The sequence below is a fragment of the Arthrobacter sp. BC5 genome (assembly GCF_056680255.1).
This window is the reverse complement of the sequence record NZ_CM155273.1, coordinates 334900-351431: the sequence shown is the minus strand read 5'-3', so window position 1 is coordinate 351431 and position 16532 is coordinate 334900. Positions and strand designations below refer to the sequence as shown.

Sequence of the window (16532 nt, the reverse complement as noted above, 5' to 3'; positions counted from 1 at the left end):
TACCTGCGCTTACGGAAGGTCCTGCCGGACGGGGCCCGCGGGAGGATTGAGGTGTCGAGGGACCCGTCACCAGGGCCGGCGGCACCGCTGCATGCAGCCGCTCAGCGATAAGGGCAAAACCGGTGCGAGCCGGTGACGCAAAGCCACGGGACCCACGGGGTCAGCCGGGCCATCGAACAGCAAAGGTCTCAGCCATGCCTCCTTCGACCCTCCTGTCCCGCGCCCACCGAGGAATGCCCGGCGGCCGGAGATCCATCCTGGGCGCCGCCCTCGCCGTTCTGCTGATGGCTTCGGTTCCCGGGCCCGTCGCGGCCGGCGACACACCCCCGGCCGCGGATCCCGGACCGGTGGGCGACTTCTCCTGGAAGGGCTTCAACTGGGAGAAGCGCTGGTCGGCCGGGGCCCCGACCTACAACGGGCGGTTCGCTGCGGCCAACGTGAGCACCCCGGACGCCAATGGCCATGTGACCATGACCCTGTCCAATCCGACAGGGGAGTCGGCCATCGGTGCGGAGTTCAACACCACGCGGCACGGTTTCGGCTACGGCACGTACAGCACCACGATCGAGAAGGACCTCACCACGCTGCAGAAGGAAGTGGTGTGGGGCTGCCTGTTCACCTACGACCCCGCCGTGGCACCCGGTTTCAACGAGATCGACCTGTGCGAGGCCAGTTCGTGGGGTGGTGGCAGCAGCTACAACCAGGTCTGGCCGATCACCCAGGGCCACGGCTACTGGTTCGACGCCGGCAAGCCGCCGGGACTCGGCAACGACACCGCGGTCTTCGGCGTCACCAGCAATCCCGTCCTCACGCACCGCTTGATCTGGGAGCCGGACAAGCTCACCTTCGAGACCTTCGCGGGGGAGGGCTCCTCCGGGACGCTGCTCAAGCGCACCGTCAAGCAGGGCGAGAACGTGCCCGAGCCGGCCCGCGAGACCGTCCACTTCAACCTCTGGGTCACCGGCGGCGGGGGCGGCGACCCGGCGCATGTGAAGCCCGAGAAGGTCGTCATCCGGGACTTCTCCTTCGTCCCGGCCGGGCCCGTGGTGACGCCCCCGGTCGTCGCGCCGACGCCGACCCCGACGCCGACCCCGACCCCGAGCCCGACCCCGAGCCCGACCCCGAGCCCGACGCCCTCGCCGGCTCCGAGCCCTACCGCGACTCCAACTCCGCCGGCTCCCGCGATCGCCTTGACCGCGACGAGCACGAAGGTCCGCAGCGCCACCTCGACCACGCTCAGCTGGACGGGCGCCACGGGTTCGACCGTGACGCTCGTGACCAACGGAGTGCGGACCAGCATCGCCAATTCGGGCCGCTACACGACGACTGCTAAAGGCACCTCCGCGAGGTACCAGGTGTGTGACGCGACGCGCTGCTCGCCGGTCGTGATCGCCACCCGGTAGCCCGGCTGGTCGACCCGCCCCGGGCTGCGCCTCCCGAGGAGGTCCGGCTCAGCCCATCTCGGCGTAGCGCCTGGCCTGGCGAAGTGCCTCGCGCATGCCGTCCGCGTCATGCACGGTGCCGTAGCCGGGGGTGTCGCGCTGGAAGCGCCAGCCCTCCGCGAGGGGCCCGGCGTCCACGGCGTCGAAGCCGAACTCGTCGAGGAGTTCCATCACGGCCTGCTTCGCGTCGGAGTCGTCACCCGCGATCGGCAGGGCCCGCCGGTCGGGAGTGCCGGCAGGCGTACCGTCGGTGGTGAGCTGCTCGAAGTGGATGTTGTTGAACACCTTCACCACCGAGGAACCCGGGAGGTGTCGCTGCAGCAGCTCGCTCGTCGTCGTGCTCTCGTCGTCGAGCTCGGCGATCCGGCCGTCCCGCTGGGGATAGTAGTTGCAGGTGTCGATCACGAGCTTCCCGGCGAGCGGCTCCACGGGAACGGAACCGATGTCCTTCAGCGGGATGGTGACGACGACGACGTCGCCCTCCGCAGCCGCCTCCTCGACGCTCCCGGCGCGGGCGCGCTCACCGAGCTCTCCGACGAGGTCCCGGAGCGTCTCGGGCCCGCGGGAATTGCTCATGACGACCCGGTAGCCGCGAGCGACGGCGAGGCGCGCGAGCTGCGAGCCGATGTTGCCGCTGCCGATGAAACCGATGGTGCTGCGCCCGGCGCCTGTCTGGTCCGTCGTGTTCTCAGTCATTCCCACCACAACATCCCCGGGCCGTGGTTATTCCTCAGGTGCTCCGCGCGTCGTCCGTCCAGACGTAGAACTTCTCGGGACGTCCCGCCGAACCGTACTGGGGGACGATCCGCGCCTGTCCCCGTGACACGAGGAACTCGAGGTAGCGCCTCGCACTCACCCGGGCCATGCCGAGCCGTTCGGCGACATCGGACGCCGACGTCCCGCGCCCATGGCCGCGGAGGTCCAGCATGACGGCGTCGAGCGTGGGTGCGGAGAGTCCTTTCGGCGTCGTGACCGTCGTGGCCACGGCAAGGCCCGACGGCGCGTTGCCGCGACCCGGGCCGGTCCCCGCCGCGGTGCGGAGGAGCCGGTCGATCCTGCTCTGGTCCAGCGACGCGGTGCCGTCCGTGGCGTGGGCGTCGAGATCGCGCCGGTATGCCACGTAGGAGTCCAGCCGCTCGTTCAGCACGGCGGCGTTGAAGGGCTTCACGAGATAGCCCAGGACCCCGCCCGCTACGGCTGCCCGCACCGTCTCGAGCTCGCGGGCAGCGGTGATGGCGATGACGTCGAGGGGTTCACCCGGCCGGTTCCGCAGGGCCCGCAGCACCTCGATCCCCGTCATGTCCGGGAGGTGGATGTCCAGCAGCACGAGCCGGGGCCGCAGCTCGTCCACGAGTTCGAGCGCTCGGGCGCCGGTGTGGGCGGCGCCGACGACCTCGAAGCCGCCATGGGCGAGCAGGAACCCGGTGTGGATGCCGGCGACCTGGTGGTCGTCGTCGACCACCAGGGTGGGGATCGGCGCGGGAGCGGAGGAAGGCGTGGCGTCGGTCATGGCACCTGCAGGGTGGAACGGGGGACGTCGAGGAGCGACGGCGCGAGCCAGACGGTGAACTCGGCGCCGCCGAGGTCGGAATCGTCGACGACGACGTGCCCGGAGCGGCGCCGCGCTATCCGGTCCACCAGGGCGAGGCCGAAACCCCGCGTCCCGGTGGAGCCGCCGTCCTTCGTCGAGTAGCCGGAGGAGAAGATGCCGTCGATGTCCTCGGGTGCGACGCCGGGGCCGCTGTCGGACACCGTGACGCGCACGGCGTCGTCGGCGGTATCCAGCTGGACGAGGACCTGGCCGTCGGCGCGCCCGCTCCCGGCCACGGCTTCCATCGCATTGTCGATGAGGATGCCGAGGATGGTGACGACGTCGGTCGTGCCGTCCGGATCGAGCGTCGACGTGTCGTCGATCCTGAGCGAGATGCCCTTCTCGGAGGCGATGGTGCTCTTGGTCATGAGCAGGCTCGCGGCGTCGGGGTCCTTGATGCCCGGCGCTATCGATCCCGAGACCAGCGAGCCGCCGTGCCCCGACCGCGAGATGAAGTCGACGGCCTGCTCCGTGCGGCCCAGCTCGAGCAGCCCCGAGATGGTGTGCATGCGGTTCGCGAACTCGTGCGCCTGCGCCCGCAGCGCCTGTGTGACGTCGCGCTCGCCGTCGAGGTCCGTGAGCAGCTGGTAGAGCTCGGTGCGGTCGCGGAGGATCATGACGCGCCCCACGCGCGCGCCGTCCACCAGGGCGTCGGACGTGCGGGCGAGGAGCACGCGTTCACCGGACAGGACCGTCTCATCGGTGTCGGCGGGGTCGGTCAGAAGGCGCGCGAGGGCCGGCTCCATGACGTCGGTTGCCGGCCGGCCCGTCGCGCCGTCGTCGAGGCCCAGGAGCCGCTTCGCCTCGTCGTTGAGGAGTGCTATCCGGTGGTGCTCGTCCACGGCGACCATGCCCTCGCTGATGCCGTGGATCATGGCGTCCCGGGTCTCGAGGAGGGAGGCGATCTGCTCGGGCTCGAGCCGGTAGATGCGGCGCCACACGAGCCGGGAGATCCAGATGGCCCCGGCGGAACCGACGAGCGCGGCGACGATCAGCCAGGCCAGCAGGCGGGGGAGGTCCTCGTAGAGATCGGCGTCGAGCTCGGACTCCAGCGTGCCGACGGATGCGGTACCGATGATCCCGCCGTCGTCCCCGTAGATGGGTACCTTCACGCGCCAGGACTCGCCGAGCGTGCCTGTCTGGGTGCCCACGAAGATGTCCCCGGAGAGGGGGATCGACGGATCGGTGGAGACGAGCTCCCCGATGAGGTCCGGGTTCGGGTGGGAGTAGCGGATGCCGTCCTCGTCCGTGACGACGACGTACGTCACGCCCGTGGACTGGCGGATGAGGTCGGCGATGGGCTGGATCGCCGCGCTCGGATCCGCCTGGTCGAAGGCCTCGACGACGGAGGGCAGCTGCGCCACCGACTGGGCGACGCCGACCATGCGGTCCTCGTACTGCTCGCGGATCTGCAGCCGCTGCATGGCGACGGCCGTGGAACCCGCCACGGCGACGATGACGAGCACGATGGCCAACTGCAGGAAGAACAGCTGCGATCGAAGCGACATCGTCCTGATCATCCTCATAGTGTGACACGCGTGGGTCCGTCACATCGGGCTCGTGCCGGTCCCGCTGCCCGGTTCGAGCACCATCAGGAATCGCTCGGGTGACACTGCGTACCGCCTCGTATCTGCTGCTCGGCTGCCTCGCGAACCCGCCCGGCCTGCGATGACCGACCGAGTCGGCCATACTGGGCTGATGAGATCCCTGTTGATTGCCCTGGCCCTTGTCGCGCTCGTCCTCCTGATCGTCGGGGTCGCCGTCGAGACACTCAAGTTCCTGCTCTATATCGGGCTGATCGTGCTGGTTGCGTCGGCCGTCCTGCTTCTGCTTCAGCGCGCTCGGTCCCGAGCGCAGCGGTAGGAGATGGCGCCGTCGTATCCCCGGACGTAGGTCCCCTCGGGGTATGGTCGGCGTGACCCGATAGCAGCCTCCGCTGGACGCCGGCCGGGACGCAGGGGACGGGCAACCGAGTCCGTCTCCCGGGTCACGGTCGGCCATCGATCCTGTCACGGAACAGCAACCGTCGCCCCGATCGGGCGCTTCGGTCGAACACGGTCGTTAGTGTGGAAACGGTGAGATTCTCCTCCCGCACCGCCACGCAGCCCGCCCCGCCCGCCACGGGAACGAGTCTCGGCAACACGTTCTACGGCGCCCTGATCGGCCTGGTGGAGCTTGTCCCGGGGGTTTCCGGCGGTACCGTCGCACTCGTCCTGGGTGTGTTCGACCGCGTGGTCGCGTCGGCAAGCCACCTCATCGGCGGTCTGGTGCAGCTCGCCGTGCAGCGTGACCGCCACGGCGCAGGACGTCGTCTGGCCCGTGTCGAGTGGGCCCTGGTCCTGCCGCTGGCCGTCGGCATGTTCCTCGCCCTGTTGATCCTCTCCAAGCCCCTGCACACCTTCGTCGACACGCAGCCGATGATCTCCAGTTCCCTGTTCCTCGGGATGGTGTCGGCGAGCCTGCTGGTGCCCGTCACCATGGCCCGGGAAGCGGGTCCCTCGACCGCGATCTCCAGACTCGGCGGACTCGTCGTCGTGCTGGCCGTTGCAGCTGCGGTGTTCCTCCTCCTGGCTCTGCCGTCCCTGGAGGTGGAGAACCCGTCCGGGTGGGTGGTGGCACTCAGCGGGTCGGTCGCGGTCTGCGCCCTGGCCCTCCCCGGACTCTCGGGCTCCTTCATCCTGTTGACCTTCGGCATGTACGAGCCGACGCTCGAGGCGGTCAGCACGCGCGACGGCGGATACCTGGCGCTCTTCAGCGCCGGTGCGGCTTTCGGACTCGTCTCCGTGGTCCAGGTCCTCGCGTACCTCCTGCGGGCGCATCGGCGCGTAACCCTCCTCGCCGCCGCGGGGCTGATCCTCGGCTCACTTCGAGCACTGTGGCCCTGGCAGGACGGCAGTGCACTCCTTCCACCCGGGGACGCATGGGCGGGGCCGCTGCTGGCATGCCTGGGCGGTGCAGCCCTTGTGTTCCTGCTCTGGTGGCGCGAGCGCCGGTCCGTACGGACCGCAGCCTCGGTGACGCCGTCGCGCGCAGCCGCCGGCCCTCACCACAGCTGGTCGGCCGGACATGAGGCTGAGGGCGCGCCGGTAGGATCGATCACCGTGTCTACCGTGAAAGGCCGTGATGACGGCCGTTAGGACGATCGAAAATCCGGCTCGGAATCGGGAGATCGACGGCACGGCCAGGGGATTCCGGCCGGAGGTCCAGGGCCTGCGCGCATTGGCTGTGCTGATGGTGGTGTCCTATCACATCTGGTTCGGCAGGGTCTCGGGCGGGGTCGATGTCTTCCTGCTGATCTCGGCCTTCCTGCTGGCCTTGTCGTTCCTTCGGAAGGCGGAATCGGGGCGCCCGCTGGACCTGGCCCGCCACTGGCTGCACCAGTTCAAGCGGCTGCTGCCCGCTGTCGTGGTCGTCATCCTCGGGACCCTTGCCGCGTCCGGGGTGCTGGTGCCGCCGTCCCGCTGGTGGGACATCATGGAGCAGTCGTGGGCGTCGCTGTTCTACGTGCAGAACTGGATGCTGGCCGCCCACACGGTCGACTACTACGCCGCTGATCACAGTCGCGCCAGTCCGCTGCAGCACTTCTGGTCGCTGTCCGTGCAGGGCCAGGTGTTCATCCTCTGGCCTCTGCTGTTCCTCTCCAGCCTGCTGGTGGCACGCCGTTTCAAGCTCAGGTTCCGTGGCGTGGTGCTGGTCGTGTTCGGTGCGCTCTTCGCTGCTTCGCTGGCGTTCTCCGTCTGGCAGACCTCCACGAACCAGGCATACGCGTACTTCGACACGCGCGCCCGGCTCTGGGAATTCGCCTTCGGCACGCTGCTCGCGCTGGCCCTGCCGTACGTCCGTCTGCCCCGCCTGGTGCGTGTCGTCGCCGGCTGGGTCGGCGTCCTTGCGATGCTCAGCGGCGGTTTCCTGCTCGACGTGCAGGGGCAGTTCCCCGGCTATGTAGCACTGTGGCCACTGATGGCGGCCGCCCTCGTGATCGTGGCCGGGCAGACCCACAGCGCCGTCGGAGCAGACCGGTTCCTGTCATCGAGGCAGCTGGTGCGGGTCGGGGATCTGTCCTACGCCCTGTATCTGTGGCACTGGCCGGTGTTGGTGCTCGCACTGACCTGGCAGGACCGTCCCTCGCCGGGGGTGCTGGGCGGCCTCATCATCATCGCCGTATCCCTTGTGCTGGCCTACGTCACGATGCGTTTCGTCGAGCGGCCTCTGCGGGCGCTGGCCTGGGCCGACCGCAGTCGTCGGCGCTCGGTGCTCGTGCTGGCGGTGTGCCTGGGGCTTGTCGCGGTTCCCCTGACGGTCTGGCAGCAGAGCCTGCGGATCGAATCGGAACGCATCGGGGCCGAAGCCGAGAGGAACAATCCGGGAGCTCTGGTGCTGGATCCTCGGTTCGGACTCACCGCGCCCGGCGGCGTCCCGCTGGTACCGGCAGCAAAGCTCGTCGCTCGCGACTGGGTCGGTCTTCCCGATCCCTGCACCGGGCGGTACTCCACGGATGCCCCGCTTCTCCAGGGAACGAGCTGCTCGGTCGTCGTCGACCAGGAGGAGCCCGACCGCACGATCGTGGCGGTCGGGAACAGCCACGTCCAGCAGTGGCTCGCCGCCATGAAGCCCATGGCGGAGGCGAACAACTGGGCTGTGGTCGCGATCGTGAAGGGCGGGTGCCAGTACGTCGCCTACTCGGAGGAGATGACCCCCGACTGCAATGAGCGGAACGCCCAGGCAGCGGATTACATCCTGCAGCTCCGTCCCGACGCCGTGTTCACCACGGGAACGTATTCGATCACCGACGCCCCGTACGAGTTGCTGCCCGGCGGATTCAGCCGGGGCGCTTCGGACCTCATGGCTCAGGGCATCCCCGTGGTCGCGATCCGCGACAACCCGCGCTTCACCCAGAACATGGTGGAGTGCGTGGAGAGATGGGGGGCATCGTCCGAGCTGTGCAACCCCGCGGACGCCGACGCACGCGACACGGGGGAGGTCTCGCCCACCGCACAGATGGCCGAGGCCACCCCGGGGCTCGCGACCATGGACCTCGACGACTACTTCTGCGTCTCGGGCACCTGTCCCGCCGTCATCGGGAACGTCCGCGTCTACCTGGACGACAACCACCTCACGGCCACCTACGCCGAGACGCTGGGCCCGTTCTTCGAAGAGCAGTTCAGGGACGCCACCGGATGGTGATGCACGCCGCCCGCAGCCCGTGACCACAAAGACCAATACGAGCACTACGACCGCATGCTTTACCGACCGTCAGCGGCCTTCCTAGCCTGAGATCAGCAGTGGTGACCGGCATCACATCCCGCATCTCATCTCAAGGAAGAGAAAATCATGACGATCGATCGCACAACGGCGCGCCGTTCGACCCTCACAACCCTCGCCCTCGTCTCCGCCCTCGCCCTGTCGGCCTGCGGCTCCATGACGCAGAGCACCACCGCCTCGGATGAGGACGGCACCATCGAGAAGCTCAACATCGTGGTTCCCGCCGATCCCGGTGGAGGCTGGGACCAGACCGGCCGGGCCATGGAGACGGACCTCAAGGAGAACGACCTCGTGGGCAACGCCTCGGTGGTCAACGTGGGCGGTGCCGGCGGCACCAACGGCCTGGCGCAGCTCGCCACCGAGACGGACCCCGACACCCTGATGGTCATGGGCTACGTCATGGTCGGCGCGGTCGAGACCAACAACGCGGCCAACCGCATCGAGGACACCACGCCGATCGCCCGCCTCACCGAGGAGCCCCTCGTGGTCGTGGTCCCCGCCGACTCCCCGTACCAGACCATCGACGACCTGCTGTCGGACATCGAGGCCAAGGGCCAGGGCGTCTCCATCACGGGCGGCTCCGCGGGAGGTGCGGACCACATCCTCGCCGGCTCCATCCTCAAGGAAGCCGGCATCTCGCCGGACAACCTGAACTACATCCCCTACTCGGGCGGCGGCGAGTCCCTGGCGGCCCTGCTGGGCAACAAGGTCAATGCCGGCATCTCCGGTGTCGGCGAGTACGCCGAGCAGGTCAACTCGGGCAAGCTGCGCGCCCTCGCGGTCTCCGGCGAGGAAGCCGCACCGCAGCTCCCCGACACCCCGACCCTCACCGAGGAGGGCGTGGACCTCGTGCTCACCAACTGGCGAGGCGTCGTCGCCCCCGGAAGCATCGACGAGGCCCAGGCCGAGAAGCTCACCCAGCTCGTCACCGACCTGCACGGGACGGACACCTGGAAGGCCACCCTCGAGGAGAACAACTGGTCGGACGCCTTCCTGGCCGGCGAGGAGTTCCGGACCTTCCTCGACGAGGACATCGCCAGCGTCAAGACGACCCTCACCGACATCGGACTGCTGTAGCCCATGAGTACCTCCGTAGAGAACGCACCCGGGAGCGGCACGGCCGCCGCTCCCGGCAGGCCGATCGGTGAGCTGATCTTCGCGCTCATCATCGTCAGCGTGGGTGTGGTCGGTTTCGTTGCCGGGGCGGGTATCCAGACCCCGCCGTCGGCCAGCGACATCGGGCCGCGAGCCTTCCCGTTCGCCGTGTCGGCCCTGCTCGTCGCCGTCGGCGTGGGCCTGGTGATCCAGGTCCTCCGCGGCCACCGCGGCGCCGCCGACGAGGGCGAGGACGTCGACCTCGAGGCGAAGACCGACTGGCTGACCGTCGGCAAGCTCGCCGCGTTCGTGCTGGTGCACGCCTTCCTCATCGTCCCGCTCGGCTGGCCCGTCGCCGCCGCGTTCCTGTTCTTCGGAGCGGCCTGGTCGCTCGGGGCACGCCCCTGGTGGCGCAACCTCGTCACGGCCATCGTCCTGGCCCTGGTGCTGCAGTTCGTCTTCGGCGGACTCCTCGGCGTCTCGCTGCCCCCCGGCTTCCTCGAAGGGTTCGGTGTCTTCGGTGGATAACTTCCTCATGCTGATGGAGGGCTTCGCCACGGCGATGCAACCCATCTACCTCCTCTTCGCGCTCGGCGGCGTGCTCGTCGGCACCGCGGTCGGCGTCCTGCCCGGCATCGGCCCGGCCATGACCGTCGCGCTGCTCATGCCCATCACCTACAGCCTCGAGCCGACGGCCGCGATCATCGTCTTCGCGGGCATCTACTACGGCGGCATGTACGGCGGATCGACCACGTCCATCCTGCTCAACACCCCCGGCGAGTCCTCCTCGATCGTCACGGCGCTCGAGGGCAACAAGATGGCCAAGGCCGGCAGGGGAGCGGCGGCACTGGCGACGGCGGCGGTCGGTTCCTTCGTCGCGGGCACCATCGCGACGGTCCTGCTCAGCTTCGTGGCTCCGTACGTAGCGGCCTTCGCCGTGCAGATCGGTCCGGTGGAATACGTGGCCCTGATGATCGTGGCCTTCCTGACGGTCGGTGCGCTCCTCGGCTCCTCCGTGCTGCGCGGTCTCGCCTCGCTCGGCCTCGGCCTCTTCATCGCGCTCGTCGGCTTCGATGCCCTCACCGCCCAGCAGCGCTACACCTTCGGCAGCCCCTTCCTGGCGGACGGGATCGACGTCGTCCTGGTCGCCGTCGCACTCTTCGCCGTCGGCGAGGCGCTGTACGTGGCGTCCCGCCTCCGTCACGGCCCCATCAAGGTCATCCCGGTGACCGGCGGCTGGACGAGCTGGCTCCGCAAGGACGATCTCCGACGGTCCTGGAAGCCGTGGCTCCGCGGTACCCTGATCGGCTTCCCCGTCGGGACCATCCCGGCAGGCGGTGCCGACGTCGCGACCTTCCTGTCCTACGCCTCCGAGCGGAAGCTCGCCAAGGGTGAGAACAAGTCGCAGTTCGGCAAGGGCGCCATCGAGGGCGTCGCCGGCCCGGAGGCCGCGAACAACGCGGCGGCCGCGGGCGTCCTCGTGCCCCTGCTGACACTGGGCATCCCGACGACGGCGACGGCCGCCATGATGCTCGTGGCCTTCCAGCGCTACCAGATCCCGGTCGGACCGCAGCTCTTCGAATCCAACAGCGCGCTCGTCTGGGCACTCATCGCGAGCCTGTACGTGGGCAACCTGATGCTGCTCGTGCTGAACCTGCCGCTGGTGGGCATCTGGGTCAAGATCCTCCAGATCCCGCGGCCCTACCTGTATGCGGGCATCCTGGTGTTCGCCGTGCTGGGCGCGTTCTCGGTGAACTTCACGCCGATCGACGTGATCATCCTGCTCATCGTCGGCATCCTCGGGTTCTTCATGCGGCGCTTCGGCTACCCGATCGCGCCGATGGTGGTGGGCCTGATCCTCGGGCCCATCTTCGAGAGCCAGCTGCGGCGCTCGCTCGCCATCTCGCAGGGTGATCCCGTGGCGCTCGTGCAGTCACCGGTCGCGGCGACCATCTACGTCGTCCTGATCGTGATCTTCGCGCTGTCCTTCTTGCTCAAGCGCCGCCAGCGCCAGTTCGAGGCGATGGTCGCCGCGAACGCGGATGCGCCCGACGTCGTCCGTGGTTCCGCAGGGACTCCCGAGGCCGCCGTCGCACCGACGACGACCGCCCCGACGTCCAGAGAGGACACCGACCGATGAACACGATAGTCGTTGGCTACGTGCCCAACGCCCTGGGCGATGCCGCCGTCGCAGAGGCGGTGGAGGAGGCCCGACGCCGGGACGCGGAGCTCGTGGTCATCAACACCACACGAGCCGACCGCCTCGTCAATCCGGCCTATGCCGACTCGGAGGACGTCTCGAGGCTCGAGGGCATGCTCAACGCCACGGGCGTCCCCTACTCGGTCCGCCACAGCATCTCGGAGGCCACCGCGGCCGAGGAGGTCGTGGACACGGCGCAGGAGCTGGACGCGGAGCTGATCGTGATCGGGCTCCGGCACCGGACCCCGGTGGGCAAGCTCATCATGGGCTCGACGGCACAGACCATCCTGCTCTCGGCCCGCTGCAACGTCCTGGCGGTCAAGCTGCCCTGACTGCCCTCTGGCAGGAGAAGGACGACGACGGCGGGCCGCCCTGGAAAGTCGGCCCGCCGTCGTCGCGCTGTATACGAGCAGGAAACTCCTGTTGCTTCGGGGAAAGCTCGCCAAACCCTGCACCAGGTGACGGCCGGCAGAGGGGTGACTTGAGGTTGACCGTGCAGAATGGAGTTATCCGGTTGCCGTGGCGAACGGAATCCCACGCTGCCACCCCCATCTGAGCGGACACCCCTTCTTGACCCTGCCCCACTTCGGCTACGTGCCACCCCACGGAGCCCCCCTGCGTGTCCCGGCCGCGCCCCTGGAGATCGAGCGCCAGCGGCTCCGTTCCCTGGAGCGCAGCGGTCTGCTCGATACCGGGGACGAGGAGCGTTTCGATCGGCTCACGCGACGGGCGCAGGTTCTCTTCGGCGTCACCACGGCCGTCATCTCGCTCATCGCCCGGGACCGGCAGTACCTGAAGTCGGTCGTCGGGCCCTTCCCGCGCAATATCCGGCGCGAGGAGGCGTTCTGCACCATCACCATCCAGGGTGAGGAGCCCCTCGTGGTGCCGGACCTCCGTGAGGACCGGCGCTTCCAGGAGAGCCCCCTGGTGGTGGGCTCGCCCTTCATCCGGTTCTACGCGGGAGTTCCCCTTCGCGGTCCCGGGGGTTGGTTCATCGGCAGCATGTGCATCCTCGACACCGAACCGCGAGACCTCAGCAGCACCGACCAGGCGCACCTGCGACGCCTCGCGGACGAAGCCGAGCTCGAGGTGAACGTTCCGGTCTGACCGTTCCCTCCAGGGCGCACCGAGGCCTACCCGCCCGGCCGCGGTGCTGCTCGTCAGCACGGCCCTCGCCGCCGTCATCGCTCCGGGCTCAGCAGTACTGTCCGCCAGGCCATGGCCGCGAAGAGTTCCAGTGCGATGCTGTCCGGATCGCGGAACTCCAGGAGGTAGCCCGCACCGATGTCCTTCACGCCGGCGTGAGCGACGCCCTGGTGGTCGAGCAGTGCGGCGGCCTCATCGAGGACCGCGCGGCTGCCACGCTGAAGGCGAGGCGGTCCAGGCCCACGCGGTTCTCGTCGAAGCTCTCCTTCACTACGGCCGGAGTCCCAGGAGCGTGTCCCCGAGCTGGCCGATGACGCCGCCGTAGAGGAAGCCGGCGGTGCCGCCTGGATCCGTCCCGCGGCGCATTGGGCCCCGATAAGCGCAGGCCACCACCTGACCCGTGCCCGGCCATCGCGAATCGAGTGAAACGAACGGGCCGGCCGAGTAGCCACCCTTCGATCTGGGGTACCACCTACTCGTGATCAGGCGTGATGGCGCAGCCATGCTTTCTACTGTGGCCAAGTCAAAGAGGACCCCATTCCCCTTCCGACTGTCGAGCGAGCTGTCATCGAGTGCTCCTTTGCATGCGCAAGAACGCATACCGGACCTCGGCACGGCAACCTGGCCATTCGAACGGCGGCGGTCACCTTCCGTCCTGATGCTGTGCGCTTCTCCTGCGGGTACAAGCGCATGGCCACGCGGAGGTCAGTGGGCGAGCAACCGGGCTTGGACAGGCCCTCCGGATCCATCAGCTTCGAAAAGGTCTCAATGAATCTCATTCGTTCAGTCCGACGTCACGAGCGCGGATCGCTGCGCACCCGCACCGTCGTGAGTCGTCCCGAGCCCGTGACCCCGCCCCAGGAGGATCAGCAGCCATGACCACCACGATCGATGCCCCTGCCCTGACGGCCGCCGTGCCGCGGGAGCGGCCGCAGCCCGAGCAGCAGGAGCGGGTCAGGGTAAGTTGCCGCCGCTGCGCCGAAGTCCAGCACGGAGGCCCGTCGTGCACGTGAGCAGCGACATCAGCCAGCGCCCCCTCGGGCAGGCGGTCGGGAAACCCCGGCCGCCCGCCCGCGTGATCGCGATCATCCCCGCCCACAACGAGGAGATCGGGATCGCGCAGACGATCGACAGCCTCCGCCGCCAGACCCAGGCCCCCGACCACATCCTCGTCACGGCTGACAACTGCACCGACGGCACCGTGGACATCGCCAGGGCCATGGGGGTCGAGGTCCTGGAGACCTGGGACAACACGGCGAAGAAGGCAGGAGCCCTGAACCAGGGGCTCGCCAAGATCCTCCCGGCGCTCCAGCCTCACGACGTCGTGCTGATGATGGACGCGGACAGCCGCCTGGACCTCCACTTCGTGGCGGCCGGCATGGCCTACTTCGAGCACTGGCCGATGCGAGGGGGTATCAGCGGCTCCTACGTCGCAGCCGACCACCCGTCACGGGTGGCCCTGCTGCAGAAGATCGAGTACACCCAGGGGCTGCGCTCGGTACATCGGCGTGCCGGGCGCATCCATGTGCTGTCGGGCGCGGCCACCATGTTCACGGTCGAGGCGCTGCGCAAGGTGGCCGAGATGCGAGGCACCCGTGTCATCCCCGGTGTCAAGGGACTGGTCTACGAGGAGTCCTCACTCACGGAGGACTACGAACTGACCGTGGCGCTGAAGCGAGTGGGCTACGACCCGCGATGCGCCGCCGACTGCATCGTCGACACCGACGTGATGCCGACGTGGCACGACTGGATGATCCAGAGACTGCGCTGGCAGCGCGGAACGCTGGAGACCCTGTTCACCTACGGATTCGTCGAGCACACCCGCAAGGCCTGGGTGGTGCAGGCGTGGACCTACTTCCGGACCATCATCCCGCTGCTGATGGTGCTGATCTGGACCTACGCCCTGACCCTCGAGGAAGTGGCGTTCCACCCGTTCTGGCTGCTCATCATCCCGGTGTTCATGCTCGACCAGTTGGTGGCCACCTGGAACGCCGGCTGGAGAGCGCGGATCTATGCCGCCCTCATCATCCCGCTATGGATCTATGAGGTCTACCAGTCGATCGCCTATTGGAAAGCACTTCGCCTCGCGCTGCGCGGCGGAGAGAAGGAGTGGCTGACCTGATGGATACCTTCCTGGGACTTCTGGAGGAGGTCACGCACCACGGCTTCATGGCGGGGGTTGTCGGGCTGACTGCTCTCACGCTGGTGGTCCTCGGGATCGCCGTCCGCCGCATGCTGCCCAAGCACGAGCACGACGCCACGCTGCCTCCGAGGAGGAAGCTCCCATGACCGACACTCTCGGCCGCCCGGTCGACGCGTACCGTCGCCCGGCCTGGAACGAGGCCGTCACCCAGGCGCTGCCGCACAGGCTCCAGGTCGAGAGCACGCCGCGCTGGGTGGGGCGTGCTCCGCTGATCGCCGTGCTGGCCGTGCTGGCCGTACTCGCTCTCCGGCTGTCCAACACCGCCTTCATCGATGAGGCGCTCTACCTCAACGCAGGGCATGACTACCTCACACACTGGCTGACGGGCGACGGCGTCGATGCCTACGGCGGTTCGTTCTCCGGTCTGCCGTTCGCCTATCCCGTGCTCGCTGCCGTCCTGGACACCCTCGGCGGGCTTCAGCTGGTCAGGGGATTCAGCCTGCTCTGCGTGCTGGCGGCGACGGTCTTCGTGTACCGCGCGATGGCTGCCCTGGGCTACCGGAGCGAGGGCATGCTCGCGGCCGCCGTCTTCGCACTGACCGGTCCCGTCGTGTTCACCGGTGCATTGGCCACCTTCGACGCCCTGGTGCTCGCCATGCTCGCCGCCGCTTTCTGGACAGGTGTCCGGAATGGCCGGGTATCCGCGGTGGCCACCGGAGCGCTCCTCGGGTTGGTTCCGATCATCAAATACACCGGCGCGATCTTCATCCCGGTGGTGCTCGTCGTGGTGCTCCTCACCTCGCAGCGCCGGCGGGCGGTGCTGGCCGGCGTGATCGCGATAGCGATCCCTGGGGCCGCCTGGCTCGCCTGGTCGCCCCTGATCACATCGGGCATCGCCCGCACCGTGACCGATCGAAGCGCATCAAGCCCGACGCCGACGGGCGACCTGGCGGCGTGGATGACGCTCGACATCGGCATCCTCATCCTCATCGCACTGGCCGGAGTGCTGCTGCTGGTCCGGCGCGGGCCGGGCCATGCCCTGCTGGGACTGGGACTGTTCGCCGGTGGTCTGGCGCTGCCCGCCGCCCATGTGGCGCTCGGCGAGGGTGTCTCCTTCGACAAGCACATGGCGTATGCCGCGCTCTTCCTGGCTCCCCTGGCCGGCTACTCCTTGGCGGAGCTGTCCAGGGGCGCATGGAAGCTGCTCCCGGTGGCGGTGCTGCTGCTGGTGGTCCTGCTGTTCGGGTTCGCCCGGTCGGAGGCCATCTACAACTCCTGGGCCAGCGTCCAGCCCGTCGTCGACGTGATAGCGGAAGATCCTCAGCGGGGCACCTACATCTCGCCGGCCACGGACGCCCTGAGATACCACCTGCGCGACCGCGCCGGGAGCCAGGGCCTCACCTTCTCCGATTATCCCGCCGACGAGGCCCTGATCAGGGTGGCGGTGGAGGACCAGCAGTTCCAGTCCGCCATTCTTCGCACGGTCAGCACCGGGTCACCCGATCAGGACGCAGCACAGGTGACGCTGCTCCAGGCGCTCCGGGACAGCCCGTACTACGAGCTCACCGCAACGATCCCCGCGCGGGAGCACTCGGAAACCGACTTGTGGCTGGTCTTCACCCAGAAGGGGACAGAATGAACACCCGCCGGAAG

At 68.6% G+C, this 16532-nt stretch carries 16 protein-coding genes and 1 riboswitch; of the genes, 12 read left to right on the top strand and 4 right to left on the bottom strand.

Annotated features, from left to right (window positions below; genetic code table 11):
* Positions 1-102: 102 nt before the first annotated feature.
* Positions 103-177, top strand: a riboswitch (cyclic di-GMP riboswitch).
* A 17-nt stretch (positions 178-194) separates the two neighbouring features.
* Positions 195-1403 (top strand): LamG domain-containing protein, encoded by a 1209-nt coding sequence (locus AC1MFI_RS01450; protein WP_479819072.1) that lies wholly within the window; start codon positions 195-197, stop codon positions 1401-1403.
* A gap of 48 nt (positions 1404-1451) precedes the next feature.
* Here AC1MFI_RS01450 and AC1MFI_RS01445 read toward each other — a convergent pair whose 3' ends face one another.
* Genes AC1MFI_RS01445 through AC1MFI_RS01435 form a run of 3 tightly spaced genes read right to left on the bottom strand, consistent with a single transcriptional unit; the run spans position 1452 to position 4541 of the window.
* Positions 1452-2138 (bottom strand): NADPH-dependent F420 reductase, encoded by a 687-nt coding sequence (locus AC1MFI_RS01445; RefSeq protein ID WP_479819070.1) that lies wholly within the window; start codon positions 2136-2138, stop codon positions 1452-1454.
* 34 nt (positions 2139-2172) lie between these two features.
* Entirely contained in the window at positions 2173-2952 is a 780-nt protein-coding gene (locus AC1MFI_RS01440; RefSeq protein ID WP_479819068.1) for a response regulator, read from the bottom strand.
* Complete coding sequence (locus AC1MFI_RS01435) at positions 2949-4541, bottom strand: ATP-binding protein (RefSeq protein WP_479819066.1); 1593 nt, start codon at positions 4539-4541, stop codon at positions 2949-2951. The genes AC1MFI_RS01440 and AC1MFI_RS01435 overlap by 4 nt, the downstream gene beginning before the upstream one ends.
* A 190-nt stretch (positions 4542-4731) precedes the next feature.
* On the opposite strand from AC1MFI_RS01435, the gene AC1MFI_RS01430 reads away from it, so the two are divergent.
* From AC1MFI_RS01430 to AC1MFI_RS01395, 8 genes are all read left to right on the top strand, one after another.
* On the top strand, positions 4732-4896 hold the full coding sequence (locus AC1MFI_RS01430; RefSeq protein ID WP_479819064.1) for a hypothetical protein: 165 nt from the start codon (positions 4732-4734) through the stop codon (positions 4894-4896).
* A gap of 212 nt (positions 4897-5108) precedes the next feature.
* The gene (locus AC1MFI_RS01425) at positions 5109-6170 is read left to right on the top strand and encodes a DUF368 domain-containing protein (RefSeq protein WP_479819062.1); all 1062 of its coding nucleotides are present in this window, start codon (positions 5109-5111) and stop codon (positions 6168-6170) included.
* On the top strand, positions 6157-8217 hold the full coding sequence (locus AC1MFI_RS01420; protein WP_479820966.1) for an acyltransferase family protein: 2061 nt from the start codon (positions 6157-6159) through the stop codon (positions 8215-8217). Before AC1MFI_RS01425 ends, AC1MFI_RS01420 begins: the two co-directional genes overlap by 14 nt.
* Before the next feature lie 147 nt (positions 8218-8364).
* Positions 8365-9372 (top strand): Bug family tripartite tricarboxylate transporter substrate binding protein, encoded by a 1008-nt coding sequence (locus AC1MFI_RS01415; RefSeq protein ID WP_479819060.1) that lies wholly within the window; start codon positions 8365-8367, stop codon positions 9370-9372.
* A gap of 3 nt (positions 9373-9375) precedes the next feature.
* Positions 9376-9918 carry a tripartite tricarboxylate transporter TctB family protein gene (locus AC1MFI_RS01410; protein ID WP_479819058.1) on the top strand — a complete coding sequence of 181 codons (543 nt, stop codon included), beginning with the start codon at positions 9376-9378 and terminating at the stop codon, positions 9916-9918.
* Positions 9911-11530 (top strand): tripartite tricarboxylate transporter permease, encoded by a 1620-nt coding sequence (locus tag AC1MFI_RS01405; RefSeq protein ID WP_479820965.1) that lies wholly within the window; start codon positions 9911-9913, stop codon positions 11528-11530. The genes AC1MFI_RS01410 and AC1MFI_RS01405 overlap by 8 nt, the downstream gene beginning before the upstream one ends.
* Positions 11527-11922 carry a universal stress protein gene (locus tag AC1MFI_RS01400; RefSeq protein ID WP_479819056.1) on the top strand — a complete coding sequence of 132 codons (396 nt, stop codon included), beginning with the start codon at positions 11527-11529 and terminating at the stop codon, positions 11920-11922. The genes AC1MFI_RS01405 and AC1MFI_RS01400 overlap by 4 nt, the downstream gene beginning before the upstream one ends.
* Positions 11923-12160: 238 nt before the next feature.
* Positions 12161-12697, top strand: a complete 537-nt coding sequence (locus tag AC1MFI_RS01395; RefSeq protein ID WP_479819054.1) for a GAF domain-containing protein — start codon at positions 12161-12163, stop codon at positions 12695-12697.
* A gap of 184 nt (positions 12698-12881) precedes the next feature.
* Here the strand turns inward: AC1MFI_RS01395 and AC1MFI_RS01390 are convergent, their stop codons facing one another.
* Positions 12882-13007 (bottom strand): hypothetical protein, encoded by a 126-nt coding sequence (locus tag AC1MFI_RS01390; protein WP_479819052.1) that lies wholly within the window; start codon positions 13005-13007, stop codon positions 12882-12884.
* Between the two features lie 738 nt (positions 13008-13745).
* On the opposite strand from AC1MFI_RS01390, the gene AC1MFI_RS01385 reads away from it, so the two are divergent.
* Genes AC1MFI_RS01385 through AC1MFI_RS01375 form a run of 3 tightly spaced genes read left to right on the top strand, consistent with a single transcriptional unit; the run spans position 13746 to position 16518 of the window.
* The gene (locus AC1MFI_RS01385) at positions 13746-14858 is read left to right on the top strand and encodes a glycosyltransferase family 2 protein (protein ID WP_479819050.1); all 1113 of its coding nucleotides are present in this window, start codon (positions 13746-13748) and stop codon (positions 14856-14858) included.
* Entirely contained in the window at positions 14858-15025 is a 168-nt protein-coding gene (locus AC1MFI_RS01380; RefSeq protein ID WP_479819048.1) for a hypothetical protein, read from the top strand. Before AC1MFI_RS01385 ends, AC1MFI_RS01380 begins: the two co-directional genes overlap by 1 nt.
* Positions 15022-16518, top strand: coding sequence for a glycosyltransferase family 39 protein (locus AC1MFI_RS01375; RefSeq protein ID WP_479819046.1), 1497 nt, complete (start codon positions 15022-15024; stop codon positions 16516-16518). The genes AC1MFI_RS01380 and AC1MFI_RS01375 overlap by 4 nt, the downstream gene beginning before the upstream one ends.
* Positions 16519-16532: the final 14 nt, after the last annotated feature.

Coding starts and splice junctions, on each gene's coding strand:
- AC1MFI_RS01450 (WP_479819072.1), top strand. CDS start 195: ATGCCTCCTTCGACCCTCCTGTCCCGCGCCCACCGAGGAATGCCCGGC.
- AC1MFI_RS01445 (WP_479819070.1), bottom strand. CDS start 2,138: ATGACTGAGAACACGACGGACCAGACAGGCGCCGGGCGCAGCACCATC.
- AC1MFI_RS01440 (WP_479819068.1), bottom strand. CDS start 2,952: ATGACCGACGCCACGCCTTCCTCCGCTCCCGCGCCGATCCCCACCCTG.
- AC1MFI_RS01435 (WP_479819066.1), bottom strand. CDS start 4,541: ATGTCGCTTCGATCGCAGCTGTTCTTCCTGCAGTTGGCCATCGTGCTC.
- AC1MFI_RS01430 (WP_479819064.1), top strand. CDS start 4,732: ATGAGATCCCTGTTGATTGCCCTGGCCCTTGTCGCGCTCGTCCTCCTG.
- AC1MFI_RS01420 (WP_479820966.1), top strand. CDS start 6,157: ATGACGGCCGTTAGGACGATCGAAAATCCGGCTCGGAATCGGGAGATC.
- AC1MFI_RS01415 (WP_479819060.1), top strand. CDS start 8,365: ATGACGATCGATCGCACAACGGCGCGCCGTTCGACCCTCACAACCCTC.
- AC1MFI_RS01410 (WP_479819058.1), top strand. CDS start 9,376: ATGAGTACCTCCGTAGAGAACGCACCCGGGAGCGGCACGGCCGCCGCT.
- AC1MFI_RS01400 (WP_479819056.1), top strand. CDS start 11,527: ATGAACACGATAGTCGTTGGCTACGTGCCCAACGCCCTGGGCGATGCC.
- AC1MFI_RS01380 (WP_479819048.1), top strand. CDS start 14,858: ATGGATACCTTCCTGGGACTTCTGGAGGAGGTCACGCACCACGGCTTC.
- AC1MFI_RS01375 (WP_479819046.1), top strand. CDS start 15,022: ATGACCGACACTCTCGGCCGCCCGGTCGACGCGTACCGTCGCCCGGCC.